Origin of the sequence: Pseudomonas sp. HY7a-MNA-CIBAN-0227 (assembly GCF_040310325.1) — a bacterium.
Lineage (GTDB): Bacteria > Pseudomonadota > Gammaproteobacteria > Pseudomonadales > Pseudomonadaceae > Aquipseudomonas.
Genome location: NZ_JBEOPT010000011.1, coordinates 1 through 25,503, shown reverse-complemented (window position 1 = coordinate 25,503; position 25,503 = coordinate 1). Strand labels below are relative to the sequence as shown.

Here is a 25,503-nt window from a genome sequence, read left to right as displayed (position 1 = left end):
ATGAATCAGGACAATCTGATCGAAGTCCGCGACCTCTCCGTCGAGTTCGTGGTGGGCGCCAACCACCAGCGCGTGGTCGATGGCGTGAGTTTTGATATCAAGCGCGGTGAAACCCTGGCCCTGGTGGGCGAAAGCGGCTCTGGCAAATCGGTGACCGCTCACTCGATCCTGCGCCTGCTGCCCTACCCGCTGGCGCGGCATCCGTCCGGCACTATCCAGTACGCAGGGCAAGACTTGCTGACCCTGAAAGAAAAAACCATCCGGCATATTCGCGGCAACCGCATTGCGATGATCTTCCAGGAGCCGATGACCTCGTTGAACCCGCTGCATTCCATCGAGAAGCAGATCAACGAAGTGCTGGGCCTGCACAAGGGCCTGACCGGCAAGGCCGCCACCATACGCACCCTGGAGCTGCTGGAACTGGTGGGCATCCCCGAGCCCCACAAGCGCCTCAAGGCCTTGCCCCACGAACTCTCCGGCGGCCAGCGCCAGCGGGTGATGATCGCCATGGCCCTGGCCAACGAGCCGGAACTGCTGATCGCCGACGAGCCGACCACCGCCCTCGACGTGACCGTGCAGTTGAAGATCCTGGAACTGCTCAAGGAGCTGCAGGCACGGTTGGGCATGGCCTTGCTGTTGATCAGCCACGACTTGAACCTGGTGCGGCGCATTGCCCATCGCGTGTGCGTGATGCAGCGCGGCTGTATCGTCGAGCAGGCTGATTGCGAAACGCTATTTCAGTCACCGCAGCATCCTTATACCCAGGAACTGCTGGCCGCCGAGCCCAGTGGCTTGCCAGCCACCAATGTCATCGGCCCGCCATTGCTGGAGGTCGATGACCTGAAGGTCTGGTTCCCGATCAAGAAGGGGTTTCTGCGCACTACCGTCGATTACGTCAAGGCAGTAGACGGCATCAACTTTAGCCTGCCTCAGGGCCAAACCCTGGGCATCGTCGGTGAAAGCGGTTCGGGCAAGTCGACACTAGGCCTGGCTATCCTGCGGCTGATCGGCAGCAAGGGCGGTATTCGCTTCGAAGGCCAGCAACTGGATCGCCTCACCCAACAACAGGTGCGACCATTGCGCCGGGAAATGCAGGTGGTGTTCCAGGACCCATTCGGCAGTTTGAGCCCGCGCATGTGCGTCAGCGAGATCGTTGGCGAAGGCCTGCGCATCCACAAGATGGGCAGCCCGGCCGAACAGGAGGAAGCGATTATCGCCGCCCTCAAGGAAGTCGGCCTGGACCCGCAAACCCGCCACCGCTACCCCCATGAGTTCTCGGGTGGTCAACGCCAGCGTATCGCCATCGCCCGGGCACTGGTGCTCAAGCCACGGCTGATCCTGCTGGACGAACCGACCTCGGCCCTGGACCGCACGGTGCAGCGCCAGGTGGTAGAGCTGCTGCGCAACCTGCAGGCCAAGTACAACCTGACCTACCTGTTTATCAGCCATGACCTGGCGGTGGTCAAGGCCTTGAGTCACCAGTTGATGGTGGTCAAGCATGGGCAAGTGGTGGAACAGGGTGATGCGCAAACGATCTTCGCCGACCCTCAGCATGCCTATACCCGGCAGTTGCTGGAGGCGGCATTTCTGGTGCCGTACCCAGAGAGCTCCTGAATCTATCCCCCTGTAGCGGCAACGGACTCTGAGGAAATACACCCAAAAGCAAACCAATATCATTTGCACTGCTTTCGCCTCTTTGCTTTAATCGCGACCAATTCCTATTTACACCAAGGCATCTGTGCCGGATGGATATTGTGTCGACCTCGCCTACCTCATTCAGCCTCCTCTATGGCACTCACCATTCCTGGCTGCTGGGGCTGTTGCGTCGGCGCCTGAGCAACCGCTGGGATGCAGCTGACCTGGCCCACGACACGTTTATCCGCGTGCTCAAGCGCCCACCGGTCGAGGCTGGTGAAGTGCGCGAACGCTCCTATTTGGCAACCATCGCCCGTGGCCTGTGCATTGATCACTGGCGCCGGCGACAGCTGGAACAGGCTTGGCTGCAAAGTCTCGCTGCACGCCCTGAAGCCGTACAGCCATCACCGGAACAGCGGGCAATCATCGTCGAGACCCTCTACGAGGTGGACGCGATGCTGGCTCGCCTGCCCCAGAAGGTCCGCGAGGCCTTCCTACTGGCCCAGTTGCACGCAATGCCCTACAAGCAAATCGGCATTCAGCTCGGGGTGTGCGAACGGATGGTGAAAAAGTACCTGGCCCAGGCGCTGCTGCATTGCGCGGTGCTGGACGGGATGCTGGTGGAATGAGCAGCCCTGGAAAGCTCAGCCACGCCAGCCTGGAGCAGGCCGCGCAATGGTACGTACGCCTGCAGGATCAGCCGGTGGGCGCGCAGGCACAGCAACACTGGCAGACCTGGCTGGGGCAAAGTCCTGAACACCAGGCTGCCTGGCGTTATGTGGAGCGTGTCAGCCAACGCTTTGCGCCGCTGGCCGAGGAGTCCCATGGTGCCAGCCGCGCCCTGCGCAGTTCTCGACGCCAGACCCTCAAGGCCCTGCTGGTGCTGTGCGCAGGTTCAACGCTGGCCTGGGGCACCTTGCGCAACACCGCCCTGCCCCGCCTGGTGGGCGGCTGGAGTGCAGACTATGCCACCGCCAGCGGTGAAACCCGCGAAGCGCTGCTGGTTGATGGCAGCCACGTATGGCTCAACGCATTGAGCGCCCTGGATGTGCGCTTTGATACCGTTCAACGCTTGCTGCACCTGCGCTTTGGCGAAGTGCTGATCGAGACCGCCAAGGATGGGAACCGTCCGTTCCTGGTGGAGACCGAACAGGGCCGCCTGCGCGCACTGGGCACCCGCTTCAGTGTCTTGCAAGACGGCGACAGCACTGCCCTCAATGTGTTTGAAGGCCGGGTCGAAGTGCGCACCGCCGCCAGCCAGCAGGTGCGAATTATCGATGCCGGGCAGCAGGTGACATTCACCCGCGACAGATTCAACGCCACCTCGCCAGCGTCCGCCACCCGCGAAGCCTGGAGCCGCGACGTGTTGCTGGCGGACAACCTCCCTCTCGGCAAGCTGATCGCCGAACTCAATCGCTATCGCCCAGGCCATCTGGGTTGCGATCCGGCGGTGGCACAACTGCCGGTGATGGGCTCATTCCCCCTCAAGGACAGCGATCACGCGCTGCACCTGCTGCAAGCCGCATTGCCGATTCGCGTGGACACACTCATGCCATGGTGGGTCACGGTCGGGCCGAAAAATCCTTCGGCATAAAAAAGTTTCCGTTATCAGTTCCCTTTTCCAACGCTCGTTCGGTTAACCCAGCAGACGCTTTCGTATTCACCGAACGACTTGATCCAACGCCTGGAAAAAAGGGAAACCCTCCATGTTGCAACCCGCTGCTTTCGCTGTACGTCCGTTGGCGCTGGCCATCACCGCTACCCTGCTCTGCCTGGGCTCGCTCAATGTCCAGTCCGCCGAAGCGCCATCGACCCAAGAAGCCACCCGCAGCTACAACATCGCCGGTGGCTCCCTGGTCAGCGTGTTGAACCGCTTTGCCGAGCAGTCGGGAACTTTCATCGCCGGTCACAACAGCCTGGCCACCGGAAAAACCAGCCCAGGCCTCAGTGGTAGCTACACACCGGCCAGCGGTTTGCAGCGCCTGTTGAAAAACAGTGGCCTGCAAGCCCTACCCCAGGGCAACAACGGCTACGTGCTGGAACTGGCGCCTGTCAGCACCGGAGCCCTGGAACTGGGCGCTACCACCATCTCCGGCCAAGGTCTGGGCGCCACCACCGAAGACAGTCACTCCTACACCACCGGTTCGATGTCTTCGGCCACCGGCTTGCCGCTATCGATCCGCGAGACACCACAATCGGTGACGGTGATTACCCGCCAGCAAATGGACGACCAGGGTTCCAACAGCATCGCCGACACCCTGCGCCGCGCGCCGGGCGTCAGCGTGCAGAATTACGACAGTGAGCGCTGGGAGTTCTCCAGCCGTGGCCTGCCGATCACCAATTTCCAGTACGACGGCGTCAACTCCACCTACGACGGTGTGTATGACTACGGCACCACCAGCACCGACATGGCCGTGTACGATCACCTGGAAATCATTAAGGGCTCTTCGGGCCTGATGACCGGCGCTGGCGACCCATCGGCCACGGTCAACCTGATCCGTAAAAAGCCCACCAAGGAATTCAAGGCATCGGTGACCGGCACCGTCGGTTCCTGGGACAACTACCGCACCGAAGGCGATATTTCCGGCTCACTGACCGAATCGGGCAACGTGCGCGGGCGCTTTGTCGGGGTCTATCAGGATCGCTCGTCCTACCTGGACCACTACCAGAACACCAAGGATATCGCCTACGGTATCCTCGAAGCCGACCTGACGCCGGACACCTTGCTGACCTTCGGCATCGACCAGCAGGACACCCGCTCCCGTGGCGCCAGCTGGACTGGGTTCCCGATGTATTTCAGCAACGGCAATCGGACTAATTTCTCCCGCTCCTTCAACCCGGCCGCCGACTGGAGCCGCCGCGACTTCCAGAACCAGACGATCTTCGCCTCGGTGCAACAAAAACTGGCCAACGACTGGTCTCTGAAAGTCAGCCTGGACCGCAAGCGCAGCCAGCACAACACCCTGCTCGCCTCCGCCAGTGGCGGCAACCCGGACCAAGTCACCGGCGACGGCATGTACATGTTCATGGGCAAGTACAAGGGCGATCAGGTGCAGAACACCCTGGACGTCAACCTCAACGGCCCGTTCAGCCTGTTTGGCCGCGAGCACGAGTTGATCATGGGCTTCATGGCCACCCGCTCGAAACAGGACATTCCGGTCTACGGCTCGATTTACCCGCCAGTGGGTGGCAGCATTTATGACTGGCGCGGCGAATACCTGAAACCGAACATCCCACGCAGTGGCCAGACCGACATCGTCGAGCGCCAGACCGGGGCCTATCTGGCCACCCGACTGAAGCCCACCGATGACTTGTCGGTGATCCTTGGCACACGGGTCAGCAACTTCAGCAGCAACGACAACACCGATTTCTACGACCCGGCGACTGCCGATAATCGCACCAGTTACAAGCAGACCGGCGTCGTCACCCCGTATGCCGGTATTGTCTACGACCTCAACGACATCTGGTCGGTGTACACCAGCTACACCAAGATCTTCCAGCCGCAAAACAGCAAGGACGTCGACCGCAAACTGCTTGACCCGATCGAAGGTGACACCTACGAAGCCGGCCTCAAGGCCGCGTTTTTCGACGGTCGTCTGAATGCCAGTTTCGCCACCTTCCGCATCGAGCAGGACAACGTTGCCCAATACGTCTCCGGCTTTGAAACCGACTCGGTGTATCGCCCGATTGCCGGCGCCACCACCAAGGGTTTCGAGGTGGAACTGGCCGGTGAAGTGCTCGATGGCTGGAATGTCTCGGCCGGCTACACCTACCAGCACACTCGCGATGCCAACAACGACTACGTCTACAGCTCAGTCCTGCAAACCACCACGCCGCAGCAAGTGGTGCGCCTGTTCAACTCCTATCGCCTGCCAGGCGCCCTGGAGAACGTGACGCTGGGCGCCGGCGTGAACTGGCAGAGCGAGTTCTTCGGCAACGTGTTCCAGCCCAATCCCAATGACTCGATCAACTTCGGTCAATACGAACGTATCACCCAGGACAACTACTTCCTGGTGGACCTGATGGCGCGCTATCGCTTCAACGAGCATTTGAGCACCACCTTGAACGTCAAGAATGCCTTCGACAAAAAGTACTACACGGGCCTGGGCAACTTTGGCACCGGCTTCTATGGCGAGCCCCGCAGCCTGCAACTGGCGACCAAGTGGGACTTCTGACCTGATGCACGTGGCGATTCAGCGCAAGGCTGTGTAATGTTCCAGGCTCGACCTTGCTCGGGATGGAGCTACGGACATGTCGCTGAACGCCACTGATCAACCTTCGTGTGCGCCGCGCTTCTGGCGCGACGACAGCCTGCCTTTCATCGAGGCCCGGACCATCGCCGATGGTCGCAAGGTCTGCTACACCCGGCATTCCCACGAGCACTTTTCGATTGGCGCAATCACCGCCGGGCAGAGCCTGTATATCCACGGTTCGTCTACTTTCCAGATCAGCGCCGGCACCGTGGTCCTGATGAACCCCGGCGACGTCCACGCCTGCAATCCCATCGACGACCAGCCCTGGTCCTATCACATGCTGTATATCGACACGCCCTGGCTGACCGATCTGCAACATCAATTGGGGTTCAGCACAGAGCTGGACTTTCGTCAGTTCACCACCACCCACACTCGCGACCCCGTGCTATTTGGCGGCTTGAACGAGCTGTATGAAGTATTGGTGGACGAGCAGGCCGAGCACTTGCACAAGCAGAGCGCGGTGGTGAGTTTTTTCAGTGAGGTGCAGTTACGCCTGAACCCGGCGACAACCGTTGTACGTGAGGTCAACCACAAGCTGGAGCGGGCCGCCGAGTACATCCGCGAACATTGTACCGAGGCGCTGAAACTGGAAGACATCTGCCAGGCGGTGCAGTTGTCGCCGTCGTACCTGATCCGGGCGTTCAAACAGTATTACGGCATGACGCCCCATGCGTTCCTGGTTAACCGTCGCATCCAGTTTGCCCGCGCCCAACTGCGCGACGGCCAGTTGATCGCCGACGTGGCACTGGCCGCGGGCTTTGCCGACCAGGCGCATTTCCAACGCACCTTCAAGCAGCACTTGGCGGCCACGCCAGGGCAGTATCGCGACTGAGTCAGGCCAGCAGCAGGTACACCACGCTGATCACCAGCAACAGCGCCATCACACGGTTGAATAGGCGCATGCCACGGGCATTACTCAGGTAACGGCGAAAGAACGTCCCAACGTAGGCCCAGCACGCCACCGATAGATAACAGACCACCAGATACACCGCCGCCAGTTGCCAGACCTGCCGGGCTTCTCCCTGAGCGGCGAACAGCCCCATCCCCGCGACACAAGCCAGCCAAGCCTTGGGATTGAGCCATTGCATGATCGCGCCGTAGAGCATCGACGGCGCGGTCGCCGTCCCTTCTGCATCAAGCCGACCATCGTCGACGGCCAGTTTGTAAGCCATGTAGAGCAAGAAGGCGACGCCGGCCCATTGAATGCCCTGAGTCAGCACCGGCCAGCGCACCAACAGCTCATGTAACCCCAGGCCGATCAACACCAGCAGCAAGGTGAACCCCAGGGATGCCCCAGCCACATGCTTCTGGCTGGCGCCAAAACCAAAACGCGCCCCCGAACTCAAGGCCACCACGTTCACCGGCCCCGGTGTAATGGAGGTGGCCAGTGCGAAGGCGGCCATGGACATGATCAAACTCATTGCGCTTCCCTTTTGTTTTGTCAGGTGGGTATGACAAACACGATAAAGCGCCTTGCTGATCAGGTATTGAAGAAAATGCCCCTCACTCCCCCGTCATCCGCTCCAGGCTATTGCTCAAATGCAGCAACATCGCCGCCCGCGCTACCGAACCTGCGGCAATGGCCGCGTCACCGTAGGCAAACACGCCGGTTATGCCTGATGGATGATTTTTTGTGGTGAGGGCCAAGGCCACTCACCACACCGTTAATCCGCAGACAACGCCGCCTTGAGCAACCGTAACTCCAGGTACTGCAGCAACATGATGGTCTTGCCATCAACGATCTCACCACGCTCCACCATGGCAATCGCCTCTTCAAACCCCAGCTCCAAGACCTCGATATCTTCGCCCTCATCTTCCAGGCCACCGCCATCCCCCACACGGTCACTGGGCTGGTATTGGCCAATAAAGAAATGAATGCGTTCGGTCACCGAGCCTGGGCTCATAAAGGCCGAATAGATCTTTTCCACATGCCCGACCCGGTAGCCGGTTTCTTCCTCTGCTTCCAGGCGAATGCGTTCCTCGGGGCTGGCGTTGTCAAGCAACCCCGCTGCGGATTCGATCAGGTAGCCATCGTGGCCGTTGACGAACGTCGGCATACGGAACTGGCGGATCAACAGCACGGTGCGTTGCAGGGCGTTGTACAGCAGGATGGTTGCGCCGTTGCCACGGTCGTAGACCTCGCGGGTCTGTGCCTGCCAGCTGCCGTCGCGACGGCGTAGGTCAAAGCTGTATTTTTTCAGCAGGTACCAGTTGTCCGAGAGGGTTTCTTCAGCAGTGATGCGTACAGAGCTGTTGTCCATGACCAGGCCTTTTTTCCTTGGGATATGGAGCATGTCGTTGCCGCTCGCGCATCGTCAAGCGGACGATGGCGCAACACCCCGTAGATCCGGCTACAATCGCGCCCCATCTTCATCCCGCTGACGGCTCAAGAGCCAGGCTGCGCCACTTCCAGGCGTCCCTCAGGGGGTATCTCGACAGTGCGTTTGCGGGGTCAAGGACATGATGCTGCACATTCCAACACTGCTGATGGTCTCGGTGTTCATTTTTTGCCTGATGGGCCTGCTGACCGTTCACGCCTGGAGCCGTGTGCGTGAGCCAACCCTGGGCTACCTGGGTGTCATGCTGCTGCTCGCCTCCCTGGGCACAGGGCTTATCGTGGTGCGCGGCGTGGGCATGGATTTCGTTGCGCTGATCCTGGGTAACATCGTGCTGCTGTTGAGCGCCGCAATGAACTGGACGGCCATGCGCCTGTTTGTCGGGCGCCAACCCTGTGTGCCGGGCATCTTTGGTGGCGCCGGCCTGTGGCTGGTGATGTGCCTGGTGCCGCAGTTCTACGGCTCAATGTCCGCACGGGTCTCCCTGTATTCGCTACTGGCGGCCAGCTATGGCGTGCTGTCGGCCCTGGAGCTGTGGCGTCATCGCAAGGCCCTTGAAGTCGCCTACATGCCGGCGCTGGTCCTGACCGTTTGGCACTCCTCTTTCTACTGCATGCGTAGCCTCATCGATCGAGGGCTGCCCATCAAGAGCGAGCATGCCTTGCTGGGTGAAGGGGTATCGTTTTTTTCCTTCATGCTGTTTGAATCCATGTTGTATGCCATCGGCATTGCCTACGTAACCCTGGCGATGGTCAAGGAGCGGGCCGAACTGCGGTTCAAGGCCGCCGCCTTCAGCGACGTGCTGACGGGAATCGGCAATCGCCGGGCCTTCATGCTCTACGGCGAGCAACTGTTAACCAACAGCCAGCAACGCGCCACCAGCGTGGCGCTGCTGCTCTGCGACCTGGACCACTTCAAGCGTTTGAACGACAGTTTTGGCCATCCCATGGGCGACCAGGCGTTGATTGCCTTCAGCCGAGTGACCCAGTCAGCGTTGCGCAAAAACGACCTGTTCGCCCGCATTGGCGGGGAAGAGTTTGCTTGCCTGCTGGCCGACACCGATAAACAAGGCGCCATCCACGTGGCCGAGCGCATTCGCCAGGAGTTTGCCAACCTGGACCTGTTGGCGCCGGGATTCCTGAGTGTGAGCATCGGCGTCGTAACGACGACCCCGGTTTGCTACGACCTTTCGCGCCTGCTTTCGCAAGCCGATCAAGCCCTGTATCGGGCCAAGGATCGGGGACGCAACCGCGTCCAGATGGACTAGGCATCTGTCCTGAACCGGTGTCGTATCGCCAGGCCCTTAATGGCTTACTGCAAGCGAAGATGCCCGCGCAGGTTGCCGGGCCTGTTCCTACACGCGGCGGCAACGCGACATAAGCTGATCCGGCACCGGTTTTGCCTGCGCGTGTCAAGCGCAAGCCCGCCCTATACGGGCCTGCAACGTTGCCTGATCAAATATTAACCTTACGTTAAATAGCCATCCCCACCGGGCTCGCGCAAGGTTATCCACAGAGATACCCACGGTTTTCGTGGACAACTCTTTTTGCGCTGGAAGCATTTTTATTGGGGGAAAGTGCCCGGCAGCAAAATCTCCCGGTTCACATTGCGAATATCGTTATAGCCGCACAACGCCATTGACACATCCAGCTCCCGCGCAATGATATCCAGGGCCTTGGTGACACCCGCTTCACCCATCGCCCCCAAGCCATACAAATGCGGGCGACCGATCATCGTGCCCTTGGCGCCCAGGGCCATAGCCTTGAGCACGTCCTGGCCGGAACGAATGCCGCCGTCGAGCCACACTTCGATGCGTTCACCCACCGCCTCGACGATGGCCGGCAACTGGCTGATGCTCGACGGCGCGCCATCGAGCTGACGCCCGCCGTGGTTGCTCACCACCAAGGCATCAGCGCCGGAATCCGCCGCCAACCGAGCATCTTCCACATCGAGAATACCCTTGATGATCAACTTGCCGCCCCAGCAACGCTTGATCCATTCGACATCGGCCCAACTCAGGCGCGGGTCGAATTGCTGGGCCGTCCAGGACGACAGGGAACTCATGTCCGCCACGCCCTTGACGTGCCCGACAATGTTGCCGAAACCGTGGCGCTTGGTGCCAAGCATGCCCATGGCCCAACGAGGTTTGGTCATCATGTTGAGGATATTGGGCAGGGTCAGCTTGGGCGGCGCCGACAGGCCATTGACCAGGTCCTTGTGGCGTTGCCCGAGGATTTGCAGGTCCAGGGTCAACACCAGCGCATCAACGCCAGCGGCCTTGGCCCGCTCAATCAATTGTTCGATAAAGGCGCGGTCGCGCATCACATACAGCTGGAACCAGAACGGCTTGCCGACGTGTTCGGCAATGTCCTCAAGCGAGCAGATGCTCATGGTCGACAAGGTATAACGCAGGCCAAACGCCGCAGCCGCACGGGCGGTGAGGATTTCGCCATCGGCATGCTGCATGCCGGCAAGCCCGGTGGGAGCCAGTGCCACCGGCATGGCCATGTCCTGGCCGATCATGGTGGTGCGTATCGAGCGCTCGTCGATATTGCGTGCCACCCGCTGGCGAAACTTGATCTGGGCAAAATCCGTTTCATTGGCGCGGTAGGTACTCTCGGTCCACGAGCCGGAGTCGGCGTAGTCGTAGAACATTCGCGGTACGCGTTTTTGTGCCAGCTTGCGCAAGTCTTCGATCGTAGTGATCAGCGTCATCGATGCCACCTCTCCCTGAACTGAACCCAGAGAGTAACCGGCTGTGGCGGGCATGGGTATCACCAATGGTGCCTTCGTCCCCAGCGGGTAATGGCGTCGGTAACGCACAAGAACACAGGCGCCTCGGCGCCTGTTTGCTTTGCCCATTCCCTGTCAGGTTTTGCTGTGCTCAGGGCCGGACGCCCCTTTGGTCGCGCCTTTTGGCCCGGTGACCGCCCAGAGAATCAGCCCCAGCAGCGGAGCAAATACAATCACCACCACCCATAGCAATTTGGTCTCGGAGCGACTGCCACTGCGCAGTACACAATTGATCGCCCATAACTCCGACAGCACCAATAGCGCCGCCAGAACGATCCAAACGTATTCTATTTGCATGATTCACCTCCTGAGGTCTCAAGGCTTAGGTCCGGCAACGGGCGCGAGGGTTCATTAAAAATTGCAGGCCCCGGCTCACACCCACTGGCAGGAAGGATGACCAGGGTTCCCATCGCACCAGAGCTTGAGTTCGATATTGGCTGAGGGGGGTAAATAGCAGGTGGGATTTTGCGTTGCGAACCATGGCGTTCCCTGGCTGAGTTCCTTTCAGGGCGCACATTGTGCCGAGGCCGTTGCCTATCTATGTCCAGCGCTGTTGTCAGCCAGGCTCGGGCACCTTGTCAGTGGCAATCAACGGATCAATCCCCCAGTCGCCATGCAGGTACCAGTCGTCCCCGATCATCTCTGCCGGATGCATGGTGCGGTCGGCGCCATTGCCACAAGCCAGGTCAGTGGTCGCGCAGTAGCGGTCGCAGCCCCAGCAGATACGTTCGGGATGCTTGGGATGCAGGGGAAAGGGCTTGGCCATGACCTGGCTCCATGGTGACGGGCAGTGATTCGAGCCTAGCGCCACGATCGTTTCACGACCTTGATCAACGTCAAGAACCACCAGGTAAATATCTCCTGAAAACTTGACAGGAATCATTATTATTTACAGTGAAAGTTTCTAGACTCGGGTCAAAATTTCCCCCTATCAGGAAGCATTCCATGCGTATCCCCTTCACGCTGTCACTGGCCCTGCTGTTGTCGACATCCACAGCCTTCGCCAAGGAGTACCCCATTGGCGAACCGCAGATGTGTCCTGGGCTGGAAGTCGGCGCGGTGTACCTGCAACCGATTGAAATGGCGCCCGCAGGCATGATGCGCGCCACCGCCGATTCCGACGTGCACCTGGAAGCCGATATCCGCGCCACCGCCGACAACCAGCAAGGTTTCCAGGAAGGCAGCTTCGTGCCGTACCTGACCGTGTCATTCCGTCTGGAAAAACAAGGCAGCGCCACCCCTATCAGCGGTGACTTTCACGCCATGGTGGCCAATGACGGTCCGCACTACGGCGACAACGTCAAACTGCAAGGTCCTGGTAAGTACAAGCTGACCTTCACCATCCTGCCGCCCAGTGGTCACGCCTCCCTGGGCCGCCACACCGACAAGGAAACCGGCGTCGCTCCCTGGTTCGAGCGTTGCGAGTTGCACTACGAGTTCGTCTACGCCGGCATCGGCAAAAAAGGCGGTTATTGAATGACCCGCTCCCTGGTTTTGGGCGGCCTGATGCTGGTGGCCGGCAGCACGGCCCTGGCTGCACCGTTGCCCACCTATGAACTGACCCTGCAAGACGGTCACTTCAGCCCGGCGCAACTCAAGGTGCCCGCCGGGGAGCGCTTCAAGATCGTGCTCAAGAACATCGGCCAGGGCCCGGCCGAGTTTGAAAGCACGCCGTTGCGGGTGGAAAAAGTGCTGTCGCCGGGAGTGACCACCTTTGTGGTGATCCATCCCCTCAAACCTGGCGAGTACCCGTTCTTCGACGAATTCAATTCACAGTTGCCCGAAGGCAGCATCCTCGCCCAATAACGGCCCTGGAGCGTTTGATGAATCAATCAATGTTTATCGTCTGGCGCGAAAGCGTCGAGGCGTTGCTGGTGATCGGCATCCTCCAGGCCTGGATCAGCCAGCGACCCGACGGCTCGCGCCTGGGCCGTTTCCTGTGGGCGGGCGTGATCCTGGGGCTGCTGTGCTCCGGGCTACTGGCCGGCCTGATGCTGTGGGCCGGCGACGCCATGAGCGGCGCCAGCGGCGAATGGTTCCAGGCCGTGCTGACCCTGGTCGCCAGCCTGTTGATGGTGCAGATGGTGTTCTGGATGCACCGCCACGGCCCCACTCTCAAGCACACGCTGCTGCGGGACGCCGACCAGCGCTTGGCACGCCAGGGCGGCCTGGGGTTGTTGTTACTGGCGCTGTTGGCGGTCAGTCGCGAAGGCAGCGAAACCGTGGTCTTCCTGTTCGGCGCCGGCGCACACTTGCACGGCCCAGCGCTGGGTCTGTTCGCTCTCGGCGGCGTATTGGGGCTGATACTGGCGGGCTTGACGGTGATGCTGTTACGCAGCACCCGTCGTTTCATCTCCTGGTCACGCTTTTTCGCCCTCAGCGAAGCCCTGCTGTTGCTGCTGGGCGCCGCCTTGCTGGTGGCCGCCGCTGAACGCATTGGCGGGCAATTGCTGGCGATGGACATGCCCGAATGGGTCTACGCAAGCTTCGGTGAAGCCTGGTGGGACAGCAGCGCCCTGCTCAGCGACAGTCATGGTGTCGGCGCCGTGCTCGCCGGGTTTGCTGGTTACCGGGCGACACCCAGCGTCGTCACCCTGCTGGTGCTCGCTGGCTACTGGTTGCTGGTGGGCTGCGGCCTGCATCAGACCCGTCGAGCGTCATTGTGAATACCCCCTGGTTGCAGCGTTTTGGCGATGGCATGCGCCGTCATGCCCGGCTGATTCGCCTCGCACAATGGACAGTGGTGCTGTTTTACGCTGGCCTGCTGTTGCTCCCCACGCTACTGCCTTTGCCCGATAGCCAGGCACGTATACTGGATAACCTGGTGCTGCTGGCACAATTCCTGTTCTGGGGCATCTGGTGGCCGTTTGTGCTGCTGTCGATAGTGCTGTTTGGGCGCCTGTGGTGCGGCGTACTCTGTCCGGAAGGATCGCTCAGCGAATGGGCCAGCAACCATGGTCGCGGCCTGCGCATTCCCGGCAGCCTGCGCTGGGGTGGCTGGCCGACGTTGGGGTTTTTCCTGACCACCCTCTATGGCCAGTTGATCAGCGTCTATGACTACGCCCAGGCGGCGCTGCTGATCCTTGGCGGGTCCACGGTCGCCGCGGTGATCGTCGGCTTGCTGTTCGGGCGTGGCAAGCGGGTCTGGTGTCGCTACCTGTGCCCGGTCAGCGGCGTCTTCGCCCTCCTCGCCCGCCTGGCGCCGATGCATTTCCAGGTGAACGAACAACGCTGGAAAGCCAACGATGGCCCACGCCTGCCATTGCCCAATTGCGCCCCCTTGCTGGACATCCGTCGCCTGCAAGGCGCCAGTACTTGCCATGCCTGTGGGCGTTGCAGCGGGCAACGTGGCGCGGTGCAGTTGATCGCTCGCTCGTGTAACGAAGAAATCCTCCAGGCACCGCACAGGCCAGCATCAGTGTGGGATGCGCGGCTGTTGCTGTTTGGTGTGATCGGCTTGGCGATGGGCGCGTTTCAGTGGACGGTCAGCCCATGGTTTATTGGTCTCAAGCAGTTTCTGGCGCAGTGGCTGGTGGAGCGCGATTGGCTGTGGCCGTTGCAGGACACGGCGCCCTGGTGGCTGCTGACGCATTACCCACAAGCCAATGACAGCTTCAGTTGGCTGGATGGGTTTTGTATTGTGGTTTATCTGGGGGCCTCTTCATTGCTGATCGGCGGTGGGTTGCTGATCCTGCTGCGCCTGGCTGCACGCCTTGCCGGTGATCGCACGCTGTATTGGCCTCTGGCGCTGACCCTTACGCCCCTCGGTGGTGCGGGGCTGTTTCTGGGGCTGTCGGCGACCACGGTGAAATTGCTGCGCTACGAAGGGCTATTGCTGGAATGGGTGCAGCCGGCGCGGGGGCTGTTACTGGCCGCCGCGATGGGCTGGTGCTTGTGGCTGGGATGGCGGCAACTCAAGGATATTGCCCTGGCGCCGCGCGCGAGTGCATGGTTTTGCCTGCTGCTGGGCATCGGGCTGGTCGGGCATGGTTGGTGGTTGCAGTTTTGGGGGTGGAGTTGACTGTATATATCCGTTATGGGGGGTAACGGACATACACAAAAACCCCCTCAATCAAACCACTCCCCCCGCTCCCGAAACGTATTAAGGACCAGCTCAACAATCAACTCCACCTCCTGCAGGTGCTCAACCTGGGCATTGACCGCCATCCACACCTGACGCTGCATACTCTGGGCAAACAACCCCGGCAAGGCCGTCAAGCCACGGTCAAAGCAGCTCATATAGCGCGGCAGTAAACCGATGCAGGCGCTGCAACGAATCATCTCCAGCATCAACGGATACGCCTGCACCTGTACCACTCCGGCCAGGCGCTGTTCCACCACATTGTTCCAGGGCCGCAAGGCTTCGATCTGCCGGTCGTGCTGCCATTGCACCAGCATGTAATCGGCCAGATCATCAACGCTGTCCGGTCGCGCCGCCAGCCGCGAGTAGCGCTTGGCGATATGGGGCAGGTAATCCAAGCGAGCCAGGGCTTGCGGTGCTTGTGTGGCAAAGCTCGGCCCCGGCTCAGGCGAGTCGATGCCTGCCAGCCACAGCACCACGTCGGCCTCCACGGCCTGCAACGACAGTTGACTGTCGATGGAGATAATGTCCAGCCGTACACTGGCGTTGCGCCGCAGCAGCGCGATCAGGTCGCGGCCGATAATGTCGTGCAGGATCGACTCGGCAACCGCCAGGCGAATCAACGGCTGCTCGATCACCGGCAAGCGCCGCTCATGGGCCAGGGCAATCAGCCGCGCCTGCAACTGCTGGCCGTCGCGACTGAGGGCCAGGACGTTGCCCTGGTAGCTGAACAGCGTGCGGCGCATTTGCTCCTCCAACTGCGCCAGCCGTTTACGCAACAGCGTCGCCTTGATATTGAGGCTGCGGGCCGCCTGCATGAAGCAGCCGCAACGGGCGCTGATCAGGAAGTAACGGGCCACCTCCGGGTCGATAGTGGCAGCCACGGCCAGCCAGGTCTCTCGCCCTTCGCCAGGCGCACGGTATGGCGTCATACCTTGGGGTGCAGCGGGTTCTAAATAGGCCATGAGGGACTCCCTGTCTGATGGGTCTGTGCATCCATGCGTGCAGTGGCCGGTTACTCCAGAACCTTGTTCAACTCGGCGCCATCAATGCTCAGGGTGGCGGTGTTGAGCATGCCTTCCAGGTAGGCCTTGGCGATCTGTTCCTGGCGTTGCGCACGCAGTGCCTGAGTCAGGCGTTCGCGTAGTTCGTCGAGGCTGGCAGTGCGCGCCGGCTGTTGCCCGGTGAGTTTGAGCACATGAAAGCCCGCCGCACTCTGCACCACGTCCGACACCGCGCCCATTTTCAGGCGCGAGACCGCAGCGCGCACCTCCGGTACCAGTTGCTGCAACGGTTGTAGACCGGAATCGCCACCGCGCTGGGCGCTGTCGGGGTCCTGGGAATACTGGCTGGCCAAGGCACCAAACTCACCCGGCGCCGACTGGGCACGGCGGCTCAATTCCTGGGCCTGGCGGCGCACCGTTTCGACCATTTGCGAATCATTCACCGCAAGGAAAATCTGACTGACCTGGTACAACGGCGGCGTCACCCACTGCGCCTTGCCGCTGTCATAGGCCTGTTGCAACTCCCCAGCACTTGGGTAATCGGCCGGCACCTGGCTGACCGACAACATGTAGTCGCGAAACACGATCTGCTCGGTGGCTGCGCGGGTTTTCTGCTCCACCTCCGGGCGCTGGCGCCAGCCTTGGGCATCGGCTTGTTCGAGTACCGCTTTTTGCGCCAAGCGCGAACGAATCCAGGCTTCCAGGGCGCCACGATTGCCGCGCAACTGCTCGCGGGAATCGGCCGGCAAGGTCGCCAGCAAGGCCTGGAGTTCGGGCAGTGCAACCTGTTGATTGCCCAGCCGCGCCACCGCGGGTCCATCAAGGCTGACAGCAGGCGCCGGTTGCTGGGCGGCGACCGGGTCGCTGCCCGGCCGCAGGCTCAAGCCCACCGCCACCACCAGCAGGGCCAGCGCACCGGCGCCGACCACCAGGGTTGGTTTTTTCACAGGGCAGGCGCCTCTTCACGGGTATCCACGGCAGGTGCGTCTTCGGCCTGAGCCTGAAGCTGGGCGGCCTGCTGGCTGTACTCACGCAGGTAGACGATAAATTCCTGCAACAGCCGATCCCACAGCTCCAACTGGCTGCGCAAGTGAGTGGCGCCGACGCCGGCCACTACCACGTCCATTTCCATCAACAAAAACTCGCCCTGCAACGACAGTCGCGCAAATCTCCGTGATGCATTCCACACCTGGGCCAGGCCCTCGGGCAACTGGCCCTGAACCCGCAGCGCGCAGCTGTAGGTGAAGTCCACGTAGCTGGACTGCTCTGCCGCCGGGTTGCCGAAGCGCACGGCAAAGCCAATGCCCTGGCTGGCGCTGAGTAACTGCACGATGCCGTTCTGTTCAGTCTGGTTGACCCGATAACCGGCTTCTTGCAGCAACTCGGTCAGGCTCTGGGGGGTGACGCTGGTAATCAATTCGCTCATGGTCATCTCTTCCTTGTTGATCAGTGATTAACGCCTGCCTGGGGGGCATCAAAACGGGTTTTGTACAGATCGTCGCCAAAGCCCTGGGCCATTTCTTCAAACTTGACCCGAGCGCTGCTGGCGAAGGGTTGGCGAATGCTCATCACCTGGGCCACATCGATTTTTTCGTAGGCCGCGAGCAACTGCTGGGCCACGCCGTACATCTGTTGATTCTTGGCTGAACATTGCTGCACTTGTGTGTCACGTTCGGTTAATTGCACTTGCAAGAGCGCCCGCTCGGTCTCTTTGCCACGGGCCATGACCAGCAATTCCTCGTAGGCTTTCTTGAACTTGCCGGTCTGTTCATTACTCGCAGTCACCTGAGCCTGGGCTTGGCTGTGCAGGCTTTGTTGCTGGCCGGCCAGTTGCTCGGCGACGCCCCGGGCCTTGTCCAGCTCAGCGGTTAATTGCTTGATTTGCACCTGAGCCTGTTTGGCCTGGTTTTCGGCGGCGATGCGTGCGGCAGCGGCCTGGGCCTGTTCGCTTTGCAACGTCTGCAACTGCGCGGTGGTGCTGCGCAGTTGGGTGCGCAAGCGTTCCTCCATGCCTTCGGCCGAGGCGCCGCTGGCGGCCAGGCAGCCTAGGACCAACAGCAGCCCGCAAATTCGCGTGTTCATGTGGCGTCTCCCTGCGCGTCAAAAGCGCGTGTTGATTTCCAGCTGCATGACGTCGACTTCAAACGGCGCGCCATACACTTCGGAGGCGCTGAGCCAACGGGCACTGGCGTAGATATTCTTGTCGATGCCGTAGTTGCCACCGATGAAATAACCCTTGGCGTTGGTGCCACCCAGGTGGAACGAGGAATCGTTAAAGCCGTCTGGCAACGCATCGGGCTGGATGTACTTGTAGCCGGCCAACAGGTTCCAGTCGCCGGCCTTTTTCATCTCCAGCGCGCTGCCCAGGGTGAACTGCACCATCAAGGCATTGGCGCCGCTTTCGAATTCGCCCTTGCGGTTAATGTTGTTGACGATCTCGCCTTCGCTGCGTTTGAGCATCTCGCCCTTGTCGTAGGCCAGGTTGTGAATGAAGTTGGTCTGGCTACGCAGCTTGAGGTCGTCCGGCAACTCGCTGTCCCACACCAGGTTCAGGTCCAGTACATCAAACTTGGAGGCGAGGCCCACGTACTGCGGTTGCGGGGTCAGCCCAGGGGTGGCTGGGTTGGCGTTGATATTGCGCAGCAGGAACACGCTGTTGCCCTTTTGCATGAAGGCCACGCGCGAGCCGTCGGTGTCGCAACCCGGCGCACCGGCCCACGGCGAGCACGGGCTGGAGCGCTGCCCTTCGATATCGTCGAAGCGGTAGTAGGCCAACGCACCCTTGAGGCTGTTGCTGCGGTTGATCTTCCAGTTGGCGCCAATCTGTCCGCCAAACAGCCATTTATTGTCGCTGTCTTCCTTGTCGAAACCGTTGCTGCTGGCGGTGTCGGAGCTGTATTCCACCGGGAACGCGCCGAGGGTGCCGAACACGCCCCAGTCGTTGTTGAGTCTGTGATTGAAGATTGCTGCCACACCGTCGAAGTTGAGGTCGTTGGAGTACATCATGTCGGTGGAATAGAACGGGTTTGCGATCCGCCCACCCGTCAACGTCAGGTCTTGGGTGGCTTTCCAGGTCAGGTAGCCCTGGTCAAGCCAGATGTCTTTCTTGCCAAAGCCGCCGCCCAAGGTTTGGGTGGTGGAGACCGGGTTGTTGTCGGAGCCCGTGCCGATGCGAATGCCGGCGGTCCATTCCGGCGAGATGATGGCTTTCATGCCCAGGCGAGCGCGCAGGCGGAACAGGTTGTCGCGGTCTTCACGGGTGTTGAGCAGGGGCGGTAGCCGGGTATTGGTGTTTTTGTTGACGTCGTAGGGGCCGCTCTCGTTGAGCTTGGCGTAGTCGACGATTTCATTGCTGTTACTGCCCGAGAAGAACCGCGACTCGTCCCGCAGGCGGATGTCGCCGTCGAAGCTGATGCGCGAGACCCAGTCGGGGAAAGTGTTGGGCTGGGCCCAGTTTTCCTGCTTGGCGGTGGCCATGACCTCGGCCTTGACCTGGTCGCGAATCTGGTCACGCACTGCCGCCGGTACATACTGCACCCGCACGTCCCCCGCCGCCGTGGCCGGGCCTGCTGCTGCCGCCGCTGTGGCGGTACTGGCCTGACGTGCTTGCACTGCCTCATTTTCGGCCTGGGCAATCAACCCTTCGGCCTGTTCCTGCTTGAGCACACCTTGCTGCACCAGCAGGCGGATCAGGTTGATCGTGGCGTTTTGCGAAGGCGCAGCCGGGGCTGCCGCCGCCTGGCCGACCAGGGTCGCGATGACCATGCCGACCGCCAGGGTCAATCGATTCACGTGGAAAATCATCTGCACACAACTCCTGTAGAAACTGCAAAAAGGGTTCGATCAATCCGGGCGCCGGCCCTTGAGAGACAGGCGTACCGGCAGGGTCAGCGAGGCCGGCGTGCGCTCCTTGAAGCGCGGCGTGGCACGCAAGGCTGCCAATATCTGGGCGTCGGTCTGGGCATCGCCGCTGGACTTCGCAAGCTCCACGCGGGTGACTTGGCCATCAGCGCTCAACCACAAATCGGCCTGGACCGCGTAGGCCTTCTTGCGCAGCTGCGGGTCTTCACGCAGCAGGCGCTGGAAGACGCCGGCCAGGTACTGCTTGAACGTCCCGGTTCCCAAGCCACCACCACCAGAGCCGGCCATGCCGCCGCCCTTGCCTGCGCCGATGTTGAAACCGTCGTTCCCAGCCTGGGCATCACCGTCGATTTGCATCGGGTTGGCCAGGTCATCGGCGGGGCTTGGTGGAGCTTCTTCCTCGGGTTTGACCTCGTCGGGGGTGGGCGTTGGTTCTGGCTCAGGCACCGTTTCTTCCACCTGGGGCTCGGGCTCCTTGGGTTTTTCCGGTGGCGGTGGTGGCGGTGGTGGCGGTGGTGGCAACGGAATAATCATTGGCACCTTGGGCGCTTCACGGCGCACGCCGCTCATGTCATTGGCCCATTGCCAGAGGAACCAGGCCGCCACGGCGCCCAGCAGCAGGCCTGCGCCCCACTTCAGCAGGCGCAACGTCGGCTTGTTTTTCACAGGCATGGGCGGGCTCGGGATCTGTGCGGTCATGGCTCAGCCCTGGCTCGGTTTGCCGGTGACCAGCCCGACCTGGGACAGCTCAAGCCGGCGCAGCAAGTCGAGCACCTCGATCACCTTCTGGTACTGCACCAGGGCATCGCCGCGCACGATCACCGGAAAATCCGGGTTCAGCGCCTTCTCGATGCGCAGGCGCTCTTCCAGCTCACCGAGGGTCACCGGGTAGGCGTCGAGGAACACCTGGCCGCCGTCATTCACCGAAATGGCCTTGGTCTTGGCCTCGGACAGCGACACCGAAGCACTGGCCTTGGGCAAGTGGATCTGAATCCCCGAGACCTGGGCGGTGGCGGTAAGGATAAACATCACCAGTACCACCATCAGCACGTCCACCAGGGGCGTGATATTGATGCTGTCGACGGGCGCATCATCGTCATCGTCGTGGGAGGCATTCACGGAAGCCATGCGGGTTCTCCTCAGGCCGATACGGTGACGTGGTGGCCGCGCGTATGCGCCACTTCACTGGACTGGCTTTCGCCGTGCATCTCCGCCAGGCGAGTGATGAACTCGTCGACAAATACGCGCATGTCGGCGCTGACTTCCTTGTTGCGGGTAATCAGCCGGTTGTAGCCAAACAGCGCCGGAATCGCGACGAACAGGCCCATGGCCGTGGCCAGCAAGGCCGCCGCCATGCCGGGGGCGATGGCGTTGATGTTCACATCGCCGGCCATGGCCGTGCCAAGGAACACCACCATGATCCCCAGCACCGTACCCAGCAGGCCGATATACGGGCCACCGGCGATGGCGTTGGAAAGCGTCGAGAGCTTGGAACTCAGTTGCTGGTTTTCGCGGGTGCGCACGCCATCCATGGAGCAGCGGATGGCCTCGATGGTTGCCGCCGAGACCGACGTGGTGTCGGCGCCCTGGGCACGTCGGGTACGAATTTCCTTGACCGCCACGCGGTACAGGCGCCACAGCGAGGAATAGGTCAACCGCTCGGCCAGCACAGCGTCGTCGTAGTACATTTCCAACCGTGTACCGATCTGCGAAAACTGTTCGCGGAAGATCTCGTTGGCGCTGCTGACCCGGCTAACCATGCGGTTTTTGCGGATCATAATGACCCACGACTGAAACATCATCGCCACCAGCACCAGGATGATCACCCAGGCATCCACCGGCACGGCGTTGAGCAAGAAACCCAGGCTGCCAAAACCGAAGCCCGACTGCTCTTCATCGACCCCGTAAGCCACCAGTTTCGACTCGGCGCCCTGGGCGCCCTGGGCGCCGGCATCAGCCAGCAACAGGTTGGCCGGACGAGCGACCTTGGACAGGCGCAGTTCATCCATGGCCCCGGCCAATGGCAGGAAGCTGCTGACCGCTTCCGGCAAATCAGCACCGATGGCCAACTGCGAATTGAACGCCGGCATCGCCATGGCCAAGGTCGCGGTTTCGCGGCCATTGACATACAGCGTCACCTTGTCGCCCTCGGCCGTCAGTGCCAGGTGCTGCCATTGGCCTGGGTTCAGCGGCTGGGTCGATACCGCGCGCTGGCCGTCGATTTCCACGAACGGCATGCCTTGGTTCAAGCCCAGCAGCAGGCTGACTGCGCCTTCGCGACGGGCCAGCACCACTTGTTCACCATTGGCCTGGTCCAGACGCAGCCAGGCACTGAAGGTAAACGCGCTGCCGGCGTTGTGTTGCAGCGATGGGCTGGCGGGCAGCAGCAACGGCTGGCCGTTGAACTGCAATGCACGACCGATCACCCCGTCGATGCTGGCGCCGATAGCGTTCAGCGCGGTGTTGCCGTAGACCGTGGTGTCGCGGGGCGGCGTGCCGTTGGCACCGTCAAAATGGTAGAGCGCGGTGTAGTTTGGATCGAACGTCAGTTGACCGTTGGCGGTGGCCGGGGCCTTCTGGTTGCCGTAGTACATCCACAGGTCCTGGCGCTGGGCGCCTTCGACCTTGGGCACATCAACCCAGATCAACGCTATGCCCATCAGCGGGTCAAAGCTTTCGATCTGGTGGTTGAATACGGTCTTGTCGTCGGCGCTGACAAAGCGCAGGTCGGCGCCGTCGTCCTTGACCCCGTCGAAGGTGAAGTTGCCGGTGTGCAGACGCACCAACAATGCGGTGCGGCCCAGGGCCTGGTTGATCGCCGCTCCCTGGGGGGTGGTGTCCACCGAAATTTGCTTGCGGTAATGCCAGTCGTCCTGCCACCAGGCATGGGCGGTGGCCGGGAGCGCGAAGCCCAGGCAGATCAACAGGCTCAGAAATAGGCGTTGCATGTGAAGGGATCTCCGTAAAAAGGGTCAGAAAGTCGCCTGCACACTGAAGTGCAGTCGCGAGTCCTGTTTCTGGGTGTTTGGTCCATCGAGCAGCGGATAGCCCCAATCCAGGCTGCCGGACAACCACTTGCTCAAACTGGCGCGGGTGCCCAGGCCGACACTGGCCAGGCTGTATTCATCTTCTTGCTCGGGGAGTGGGTCATGCAGGCGCAAGCGAGCGCCTTCGGCGAAGGCGTAGAAGCGCCACTCCTGCACATAACTGCCGAGAAACTTGGCCAGGGACGGCGTGCGCAGTTCCTGGGATAACAGGTAGCCCTCATCGCCGGTGCGCTCGGCGGCCAGGTACCCGCGTATCGAAGTAGCGCCGCCAGCGGAGTACTGCTCGTTGGATACCAGGGGCCCTGAGGCCAACTGGAAACCGGCCTTGGACGCCGACTGCCAGTCGCCGGTAAAGGTGTAGGTGTAATTCAGGTCGCCCTTAAGCACGGCAAAACTGGGGCTGGCTTTGTCACGTTTGTACTGGAACTCTTCGTCATCGCTGCCGTAGCCGAAAAATGCCCGGGTGCCGACCACCAGGTTCAAACCCAGCCCCAGTTGCGAGTTGTCGCTGTAGCGGTAGCCGTTGTAGCCGAAGGTCAATGGTGCGTACTTGAGTGGAATCTGATCGCTGCTGGCGCCAAACTTCATCTGCTCATCGAAGTCCTTGAAGTCCACCCCCACCGACAGCGAGTTGGCCCAGTTGCCCGCCGCCGGCAGGATGTAAATGGCCGACACACCGTAGGAGTGGCCCTTGCCGAGGACGTTGCTGCCGCCGATGGTCGCGATGTTGCTGTCGGACTGATAACCGGAGAACTGCAAGGTCCAGCGCTCGCTCAACGGCGCGCTATAGGAGCCCGACCAGACCTTCGCGTTTTCACTGTCCTGGGGCGCCGTGAAGTAAGTCAGGGAAACGATGTGGCCCAGTTGCCAGAGGTTGTCGTAACCCAGGGTGGTGACGCTGCGCAGCTTCTCGGTGTCGGCGCTGTAGTCGTTGTTCAGGCCGATACTGGCGTGCCAGGGATTCTTGTCTTCGACTTGCAGGTCGACGTCCATGGTGCCGGGGCGCTGGCCTTCGCGCACCAGCGGCGTGACCTGGCGCCCGGCGCCGCGATTGAGGCCAGCCAACTGGGTTTGTACGCGGGCGAAATCCGGTACGGCCCCTTCCTTGAGCGCGGGAACTTCGTCGCGGATTTCAACGGGCGAATAGTGCTTGGCACCAACCACCCGCACCCGACCGACCGTGGTCTCACTGACTTGCAGGTAGACGATGCCGTCATCGACCTTCTGCTCCGGCAGCTCGACAAACACCGACTGGTAGCCGCGTTCCTGGTAGATCTTCTGCAAGGCATCGCGAGCACCCTCGATATCTCCCAGGTTTTTTTGCGGCCCCAGGAACGGGTACACCGCCTCCTCGATGGCCCGGGCATCGAGCACGGTATTGCCGCGCACGAAGTACTCATTGACGTCCACCAGCCGCACCGGAGCCTGGGGCTCGGCGCCCTCCTCCTCGGCCTGCACCGGCTGCGCCAGTGCTACCAGCGTCAGCCAGCACAGCGCCAGCGTTGACTTGAACAGATGCTCCACACCGCCCCCTAGATTGCTGAAAATATTCGCCGTCGCTGTCTGCACAGCGTTTGGCCTGCTCAATGGCTGGATGCCTTGGTGTGGACGTGCCGTGCCAGCCAGGTATGCAGCAAGGCGAAGTTCAGCGAGAACTCCGGCATGTGCAGCAAGGCACCACAGAACACTTCACCGATGATTTTCTGGATCAGTTGCACCGCCTGCGGGTTGTCCAGCAGCGTGGCGATGTCGCGTTGCAGGACGTTGATGCCCCAAACTTTCTGGTGGAGGTCCAGGCCGACGAACCAGCGGAACAGCAGGTTGTAGTTGAGCTGTTCGTGCAGTTGCTGGTCGCTGGGGACCGAATACAGCAGTTGCAGCAAAAGGATTTGCAGCACGGTGCGGGGAGCAATCAACATGCCCGGCTCGGTGTTGAGGGCCTGGAGCAGGTCGCGGTGCTGGTCGAACACCTCGTCGATCTGCGGGCGCAGCAGCACCAGCGAGTGGCCTGCGGGGATGTAGTTGGAGACTTCTTTCAGGGCGCCTTGCCAGTCGTCCTGGGAAACGATCCAAACCCACGGCGCGCCGTAGCGATAGACCGAAATCGGCTTTTTGCGCGCGGCCTCGACGATCTTCGACAGGCGCTGATCGAGCTCTTGCATGCCTACTTTTGAGTAACGTTCCATAGTGCCCATCCCGCCCTACTCCTGGCTTGCTGCTACCGGCTGAAAAAGCGCCTTGCGGCGGTCTCAAGCGCGTTACATAGGCAAGACGGGGGTGGGGTGGAGCTACCGAACTTTTGTCATAAAAGCTTCATTCGGGGGCGGGCTGGTAGCGGGCCGGTTTTTTTTGTTGGAGTGCATATCCGTTGCTGCGGTAACGGCTACTTAGGGTCCGGAGGTTTGAACCCACGCTGTTTTTTAACGAAACGTCCTACCACGCGGCCAGATAACCTCTACTCCCCGGCCTTGTAAACCTCTGCAAAGTCTCTCG

At 61.2% G+C, this 25,503-nt stretch carries 26 protein-coding genes; 10 read left to right on the top strand and 16 right to left on the bottom strand.

Annotated elements, in window-relative coordinates; all coding sequences use genetic code 11:
* The 5 genes from AAEZ06_RS18510 to AAEZ06_RS18490 all read left to right on the top strand — a co-directional run bounded on the left by AAEZ06_RS18510 (window position 1) and on the right by AAEZ06_RS18490 (window position 6,720).
* The gene (locus AAEZ06_RS18510; RefSeq protein ID WP_350615522.1) at window positions 1-1,614 is read left to right on the top strand and encodes an ABC transporter ATP-binding protein; all 1,614 of its coding nucleotides are present in this window, start codon (window positions 1-3) and stop codon (window positions 1,612-1,614) included.
* 131 nt (window positions 1,615-1,745) lie between these two features.
* Window positions 1,746-2,264 (top strand): sigma-70 family RNA polymerase sigma factor, encoded by a 519-nt coding sequence (locus AAEZ06_RS18505; protein ID WP_350615520.1) that lies wholly within the window; start codon window positions 1,746-1,748, stop codon window positions 2,262-2,264.
* A complete protein-coding gene (locus tag AAEZ06_RS18500) occupies window positions 2,261-3,229 on the top strand; it encodes a FecR domain-containing protein (RefSeq protein WP_350615518.1) in 969 nt (322 codons plus the stop codon). The genes AAEZ06_RS18505 and AAEZ06_RS18500 overlap by 4 nt, the downstream gene beginning before the upstream one ends.
* 112 nt (window positions 3,230-3,341) lie before the next feature.
* Entirely contained in the window at window positions 3,342-5,810 is a 2,469-nt protein-coding gene (locus AAEZ06_RS18495) for a TonB-dependent siderophore receptor (RefSeq protein ID WP_350615516.1), read from the top strand.
* Between the two features lie 76 nt (window positions 5,811-5,886).
* Window positions 5,887-6,720 carry a helix-turn-helix domain-containing protein gene (locus tag AAEZ06_RS18490; RefSeq protein ID WP_350615514.1) on the top strand — a complete coding sequence of 278 codons (834 nt, stop codon included), beginning with the start codon at window positions 5,887-5,889 and terminating at the stop codon, window positions 6,718-6,720.
* A gap of 1 nt (window position 6,721) precedes the next feature.
* Here AAEZ06_RS18490 and AAEZ06_RS18485 read toward each other — a convergent pair whose 3' ends face one another.
* The 3 genes from AAEZ06_RS18485 to AAEZ06_RS18475 all read right to left on the bottom strand — a co-directional run bounded on the left by AAEZ06_RS18485 (window position 6,722) and on the right by AAEZ06_RS18475 (window position 8,149).
* Window positions 6,722-7,309 (bottom strand): LysE family translocator, encoded by a 588-nt coding sequence (locus AAEZ06_RS18485; protein WP_149414959.1) that lies wholly within the window; start codon window positions 7,307-7,309, stop codon window positions 6,722-6,724.
* Between the two features lie 82 nt (window positions 7,310-7,391).
* Window positions 7,392-7,535 carry a hypothetical protein gene (locus AAEZ06_RS18480; protein ID WP_178114537.1) on the bottom strand — a complete coding sequence of 48 codons (144 nt, stop codon included), beginning with the start codon at window positions 7,533-7,535 and terminating at the stop codon, window positions 7,392-7,394.
* A gap of 17 nt (window positions 7,536-7,552) precedes the next feature.
* Window positions 7,553-8,149: an NUDIX hydrolase gene (locus AAEZ06_RS18475; RefSeq protein WP_350615511.1), complete on the bottom strand. Its 597-nt coding sequence runs from the start codon at window positions 8,147-8,149 to the stop codon at window positions 7,553-7,555.
* Window positions 8,150-8,348: 199 nt separating this feature from the next.
* Between AAEZ06_RS18475 and AAEZ06_RS18470 the strand changes: the two genes are divergently transcribed.
* The gene (locus AAEZ06_RS18470) at window positions 8,349-9,491 is read left to right on the top strand and encodes a GGDEF domain-containing protein (protein ID WP_350615509.1); all 1,143 of its coding nucleotides are present in this window, start codon (window positions 8,349-8,351) and stop codon (window positions 9,489-9,491) included.
* A gap of 296 nt (window positions 9,492-9,787) precedes the next feature.
* On the opposite strand, the gene AAEZ06_RS18465 is transcribed toward AAEZ06_RS18470, so the two are convergent.
* The 3 genes from AAEZ06_RS18465 to AAEZ06_RS18455 form a co-directional block, all read right to left on the bottom strand.
* Window positions 9,788-10,939: an alpha-hydroxy acid oxidase gene (locus tag AAEZ06_RS18465; protein WP_133103194.1), complete on the bottom strand. Its 1,152-nt coding sequence runs from the start codon at window positions 10,937-10,939 to the stop codon at window positions 9,788-9,790.
* Between the two features lie 153 nt (window positions 10,940-11,092).
* On the bottom strand, window positions 11,093-11,314 hold the full coding sequence (locus tag AAEZ06_RS18460) for a PLD nuclease N-terminal domain-containing protein (protein WP_350615506.1): 222 nt from the start codon (window positions 11,312-11,314) through the stop codon (window positions 11,093-11,095).
* A gap of 259 nt (window positions 11,315-11,573) precedes the next feature.
* Complete coding sequence (locus AAEZ06_RS18455) at window positions 11,574-11,783, bottom strand: DUF3079 domain-containing protein (protein WP_149414964.1); 210 nt, start codon at window positions 11,781-11,783, stop codon at window positions 11,574-11,576.
* Between the two features lie 179 nt (window positions 11,784-11,962).
* On the opposite strand from AAEZ06_RS18455, the gene AAEZ06_RS18450 reads away from it, so the two are divergent.
* From AAEZ06_RS18450 to AAEZ06_RS18435, 4 genes are read left to right on the top strand one after another with little or no spacing between them, the layout of a single operon-like run.
* The gene (locus AAEZ06_RS18450; RefSeq protein ID WP_149414965.1) at window positions 11,963-12,493 is read left to right on the top strand and encodes an iron transporter; all 531 of its coding nucleotides are present in this window, start codon (window positions 11,963-11,965) and stop codon (window positions 12,491-12,493) included.
* Window positions 12,494-12,823 carry a cupredoxin domain-containing protein gene (locus AAEZ06_RS18445; protein ID WP_149414966.1) on the top strand — a complete coding sequence of 110 codons (330 nt, stop codon included), beginning with the start codon at window positions 12,494-12,496 and terminating at the stop codon, window positions 12,821-12,823.
* Between the two features lie 17 nt (window positions 12,824-12,840).
* Window positions 12,841-13,683, top strand: coding sequence for an FTR1 family iron permease (locus AAEZ06_RS18440; protein WP_149414967.1), 843 nt, complete (start codon window positions 12,841-12,843; stop codon window positions 13,681-13,683).
* A 32-nt stretch (window positions 13,684-13,715) separates the two neighbouring features.
* Window positions 13,716-15,038, top strand: coding sequence for a 4Fe-4S binding protein (locus AAEZ06_RS18435; protein WP_350615676.1), 1,323 nt, complete (start codon window positions 13,716-13,718; stop codon window positions 15,036-15,038).
* Window positions 15,039-15,085: 47 nt separating this feature from the next.
* Here the strand turns inward: AAEZ06_RS18435 and AAEZ06_RS18430 are convergent, their stop codons facing one another.
* From AAEZ06_RS18430 to AAEZ06_RS18385, 10 genes are read right to left on the bottom strand one after another with little or no spacing between them, the layout of a single operon-like run.
* Entirely contained in the window at window positions 15,086-16,063 is a 978-nt protein-coding gene (locus AAEZ06_RS18430; RefSeq protein WP_350615503.1) for a LysR family transcriptional regulator, read from the bottom strand.
* Window positions 16,064-16,113: 50 nt separating this feature from the next.
* Window positions 16,114-17,049, bottom strand: a complete 936-nt coding sequence (locus AAEZ06_RS18425) for a peptidylprolyl isomerase (protein ID WP_350615501.1) — start codon at window positions 17,047-17,049, stop codon at window positions 16,114-16,116.
* Window positions 17,046-17,534, bottom strand: coding sequence for a YbjN domain-containing protein (locus tag AAEZ06_RS18420; protein ID WP_149414970.1), 489 nt, complete (start codon window positions 17,532-17,534; stop codon window positions 17,046-17,048). Before AAEZ06_RS18420 ends, AAEZ06_RS18425 begins: the two co-directional genes overlap by 4 nt.
* Window positions 17,535-17,548: 14 nt before the next feature.
* Window positions 17,549-18,184 carry a DNA repair protein gene (locus AAEZ06_RS18415; RefSeq protein WP_149414971.1) on the bottom strand — a complete coding sequence of 212 codons (636 nt, stop codon included), beginning with the start codon at window positions 18,182-18,184 and terminating at the stop codon, window positions 17,549-17,551.
* Between the two features lie 18 nt (window positions 18,185-18,202).
* Window positions 18,203-19,906 carry a putative porin gene (locus AAEZ06_RS18410; RefSeq protein ID WP_149414972.1) on the bottom strand — a complete coding sequence of 568 codons (1,704 nt, stop codon included), beginning with the start codon at window positions 19,904-19,906 and terminating at the stop codon, window positions 18,203-18,205.
* Between the two features lie 39 nt (window positions 19,907-19,945).
* On the bottom strand, window positions 19,946-20,662 hold the full coding sequence (locus AAEZ06_RS18405) for an energy transducer TonB family protein (RefSeq protein WP_350615498.1): 717 nt from the start codon (window positions 20,660-20,662) through the stop codon (window positions 19,946-19,948).
* A 3-nt stretch (window positions 20,663-20,665) separates the two neighbouring features.
* Window positions 20,666-21,091 (bottom strand): ExbD/TolR family protein, encoded by a 426-nt coding sequence (locus AAEZ06_RS18400; RefSeq protein ID WP_133103182.1) that lies wholly within the window; start codon window positions 21,089-21,091, stop codon window positions 20,666-20,668.
* A gap of 11 nt (window positions 21,092-21,102) precedes the next feature.
* Window positions 21,103-22,911, bottom strand: a complete 1,809-nt coding sequence (locus AAEZ06_RS18395; RefSeq protein ID WP_350615496.1) for a DUF2341 domain-containing protein — start codon at window positions 22,909-22,911, stop codon at window positions 21,103-21,105.
* Between the two features lie 24 nt (window positions 22,912-22,935).
* A complete protein-coding gene (locus tag AAEZ06_RS18390) occupies window positions 22,936-24,534 on the bottom strand; it encodes a ShlB/FhaC/HecB family hemolysin secretion/activation protein (RefSeq protein WP_149414975.1) in 1,599 nt (532 codons plus the stop codon).
* 59 nt (window positions 24,535-24,593) lie between these two features.
* Entirely contained in the window at window positions 24,594-25,196 is a 603-nt protein-coding gene (locus tag AAEZ06_RS18385) for a transposase (protein WP_149414977.1), read from the bottom strand.
* Window positions 25,197-25,503 lie beyond the last annotated feature (307 nt).

Coding starts and splice junctions, on each gene's coding strand:
- AAEZ06_RS18440 (WP_149414967.1), top strand. CDS start 12,841: ATGAATCAATCAATGTTTATCGTCTGGCGCGAAAGCGTCGAGGCGTTG.
- AAEZ06_RS18410 (WP_149414972.1), bottom strand. CDS start 19,906: ATGATTTTCCACGTGAATCGATTGACCCTGGCGGTCGGCATGGTCATC.
- AAEZ06_RS18445 (WP_149414966.1), top strand. CDS start 12,494: ATGACCCGCTCCCTGGTTTTGGGCGGCCTGATGCTGGTGGCCGGCAGC.
- AAEZ06_RS18400 (WP_133103182.1), bottom strand. CDS start 21,091: ATGGCTTCCGTGAATGCCTCCCACGACGATGACGATGATGCGCCCGTC.
- AAEZ06_RS18485 (WP_149414959.1), bottom strand. CDS start 7,309: ATGAGTTTGATCATGTCCATGGCCGCCTTCGCACTGGCCACCTCCATT.
- AAEZ06_RS18405 (WP_350615498.1), bottom strand. CDS start 20,662: ATGACCGCACAGATCCCGAGCCCGCCCATGCCTGTGAAAAACAAGCCG.
- AAEZ06_RS18430 (WP_350615503.1), bottom strand. CDS start 16,063: ATGGCCTATTTAGAACCCGCTGCACCCCAAGGTATGACGCCATACCGT.
- AAEZ06_RS18465 (WP_133103194.1), bottom strand. CDS start 10,939: ATGACGCTGATCACTACGATCGAAGACTTGCGCAAGCTGGCACAAAAA.
- AAEZ06_RS18455 (WP_149414964.1), bottom strand. CDS start 11,783: ATGGCCAAGCCCTTTCCCCTGCATCCCAAGCATCCCGAACGTATCTGC.
- AAEZ06_RS18460 (WP_350615506.1), bottom strand. CDS start 11,314: ATGCAAATAGAATACGTTTGGATCGTTCTGGCGGCGCTATTGGTGCTG.
- AAEZ06_RS18435 (WP_350615676.1), top strand. CDS start 13,716: ATGCGCCGTCATGCCCGGCTGATTCGCCTCGCACAATGGACAGTGGTG.
- AAEZ06_RS18470 (WP_350615509.1), top strand. CDS start 8,349: ATGATGCTGCACATTCCAACACTGCTGATGGTCTCGGTGTTCATTTTT.
- AAEZ06_RS18500 (WP_350615518.1), top strand. CDS start 2,261: ATGAGCAGCCCTGGAAAGCTCAGCCACGCCAGCCTGGAGCAGGCCGCG.
- AAEZ06_RS18510 (WP_350615522.1), top strand. CDS start 1: ATGAATCAGGACAATCTGATCGAAGTCCGCGACCTCTCCGTCGAGTTC.
- AAEZ06_RS18450 (WP_149414965.1), top strand. CDS start 11,963: ATGCGTATCCCCTTCACGCTGTCACTGGCCCTGCTGTTGTCGACATCC.
- AAEZ06_RS18475 (WP_350615511.1), bottom strand. CDS start 8,149: ATGGACAACAGCTCTGTACGCATCACTGCTGAAGAAACCCTCTCGGAC.
- AAEZ06_RS18490 (WP_350615514.1), top strand. CDS start 5,887: ATGTCGCTGAACGCCACTGATCAACCTTCGTGTGCGCCGCGCTTCTGG.
- AAEZ06_RS18395 (WP_350615496.1), bottom strand. CDS start 22,911: ATGCAACGCCTATTTCTGAGCCTGTTGATCTGCCTGGGCTTCGCGCTC.
- AAEZ06_RS18420 (WP_149414970.1), bottom strand. CDS start 17,534: ATGACCATGAGCGAATTGATTACCAGCGTCACCCCCCAGAGCCTGACC.
- AAEZ06_RS18385 (WP_149414977.1), bottom strand. CDS start 25,196: ATGGAACGTTACTCAAAAGTAGGCATGCAAGAGCTCGATCAGCGCCTG.
- AAEZ06_RS18495 (WP_350615516.1), top strand. CDS start 3,342: ATGTTGCAACCCGCTGCTTTCGCTGTACGTCCGTTGGCGCTGGCCATC.
- AAEZ06_RS18415 (WP_149414971.1), bottom strand. CDS start 18,184: ATGAACACGCGAATTTGCGGGCTGCTGTTGGTCCTAGGCTGCCTGGCC.
- AAEZ06_RS18505 (WP_350615520.1), top strand. CDS start 1,746: ATGGATATTGTGTCGACCTCGCCTACCTCATTCAGCCTCCTCTATGGC.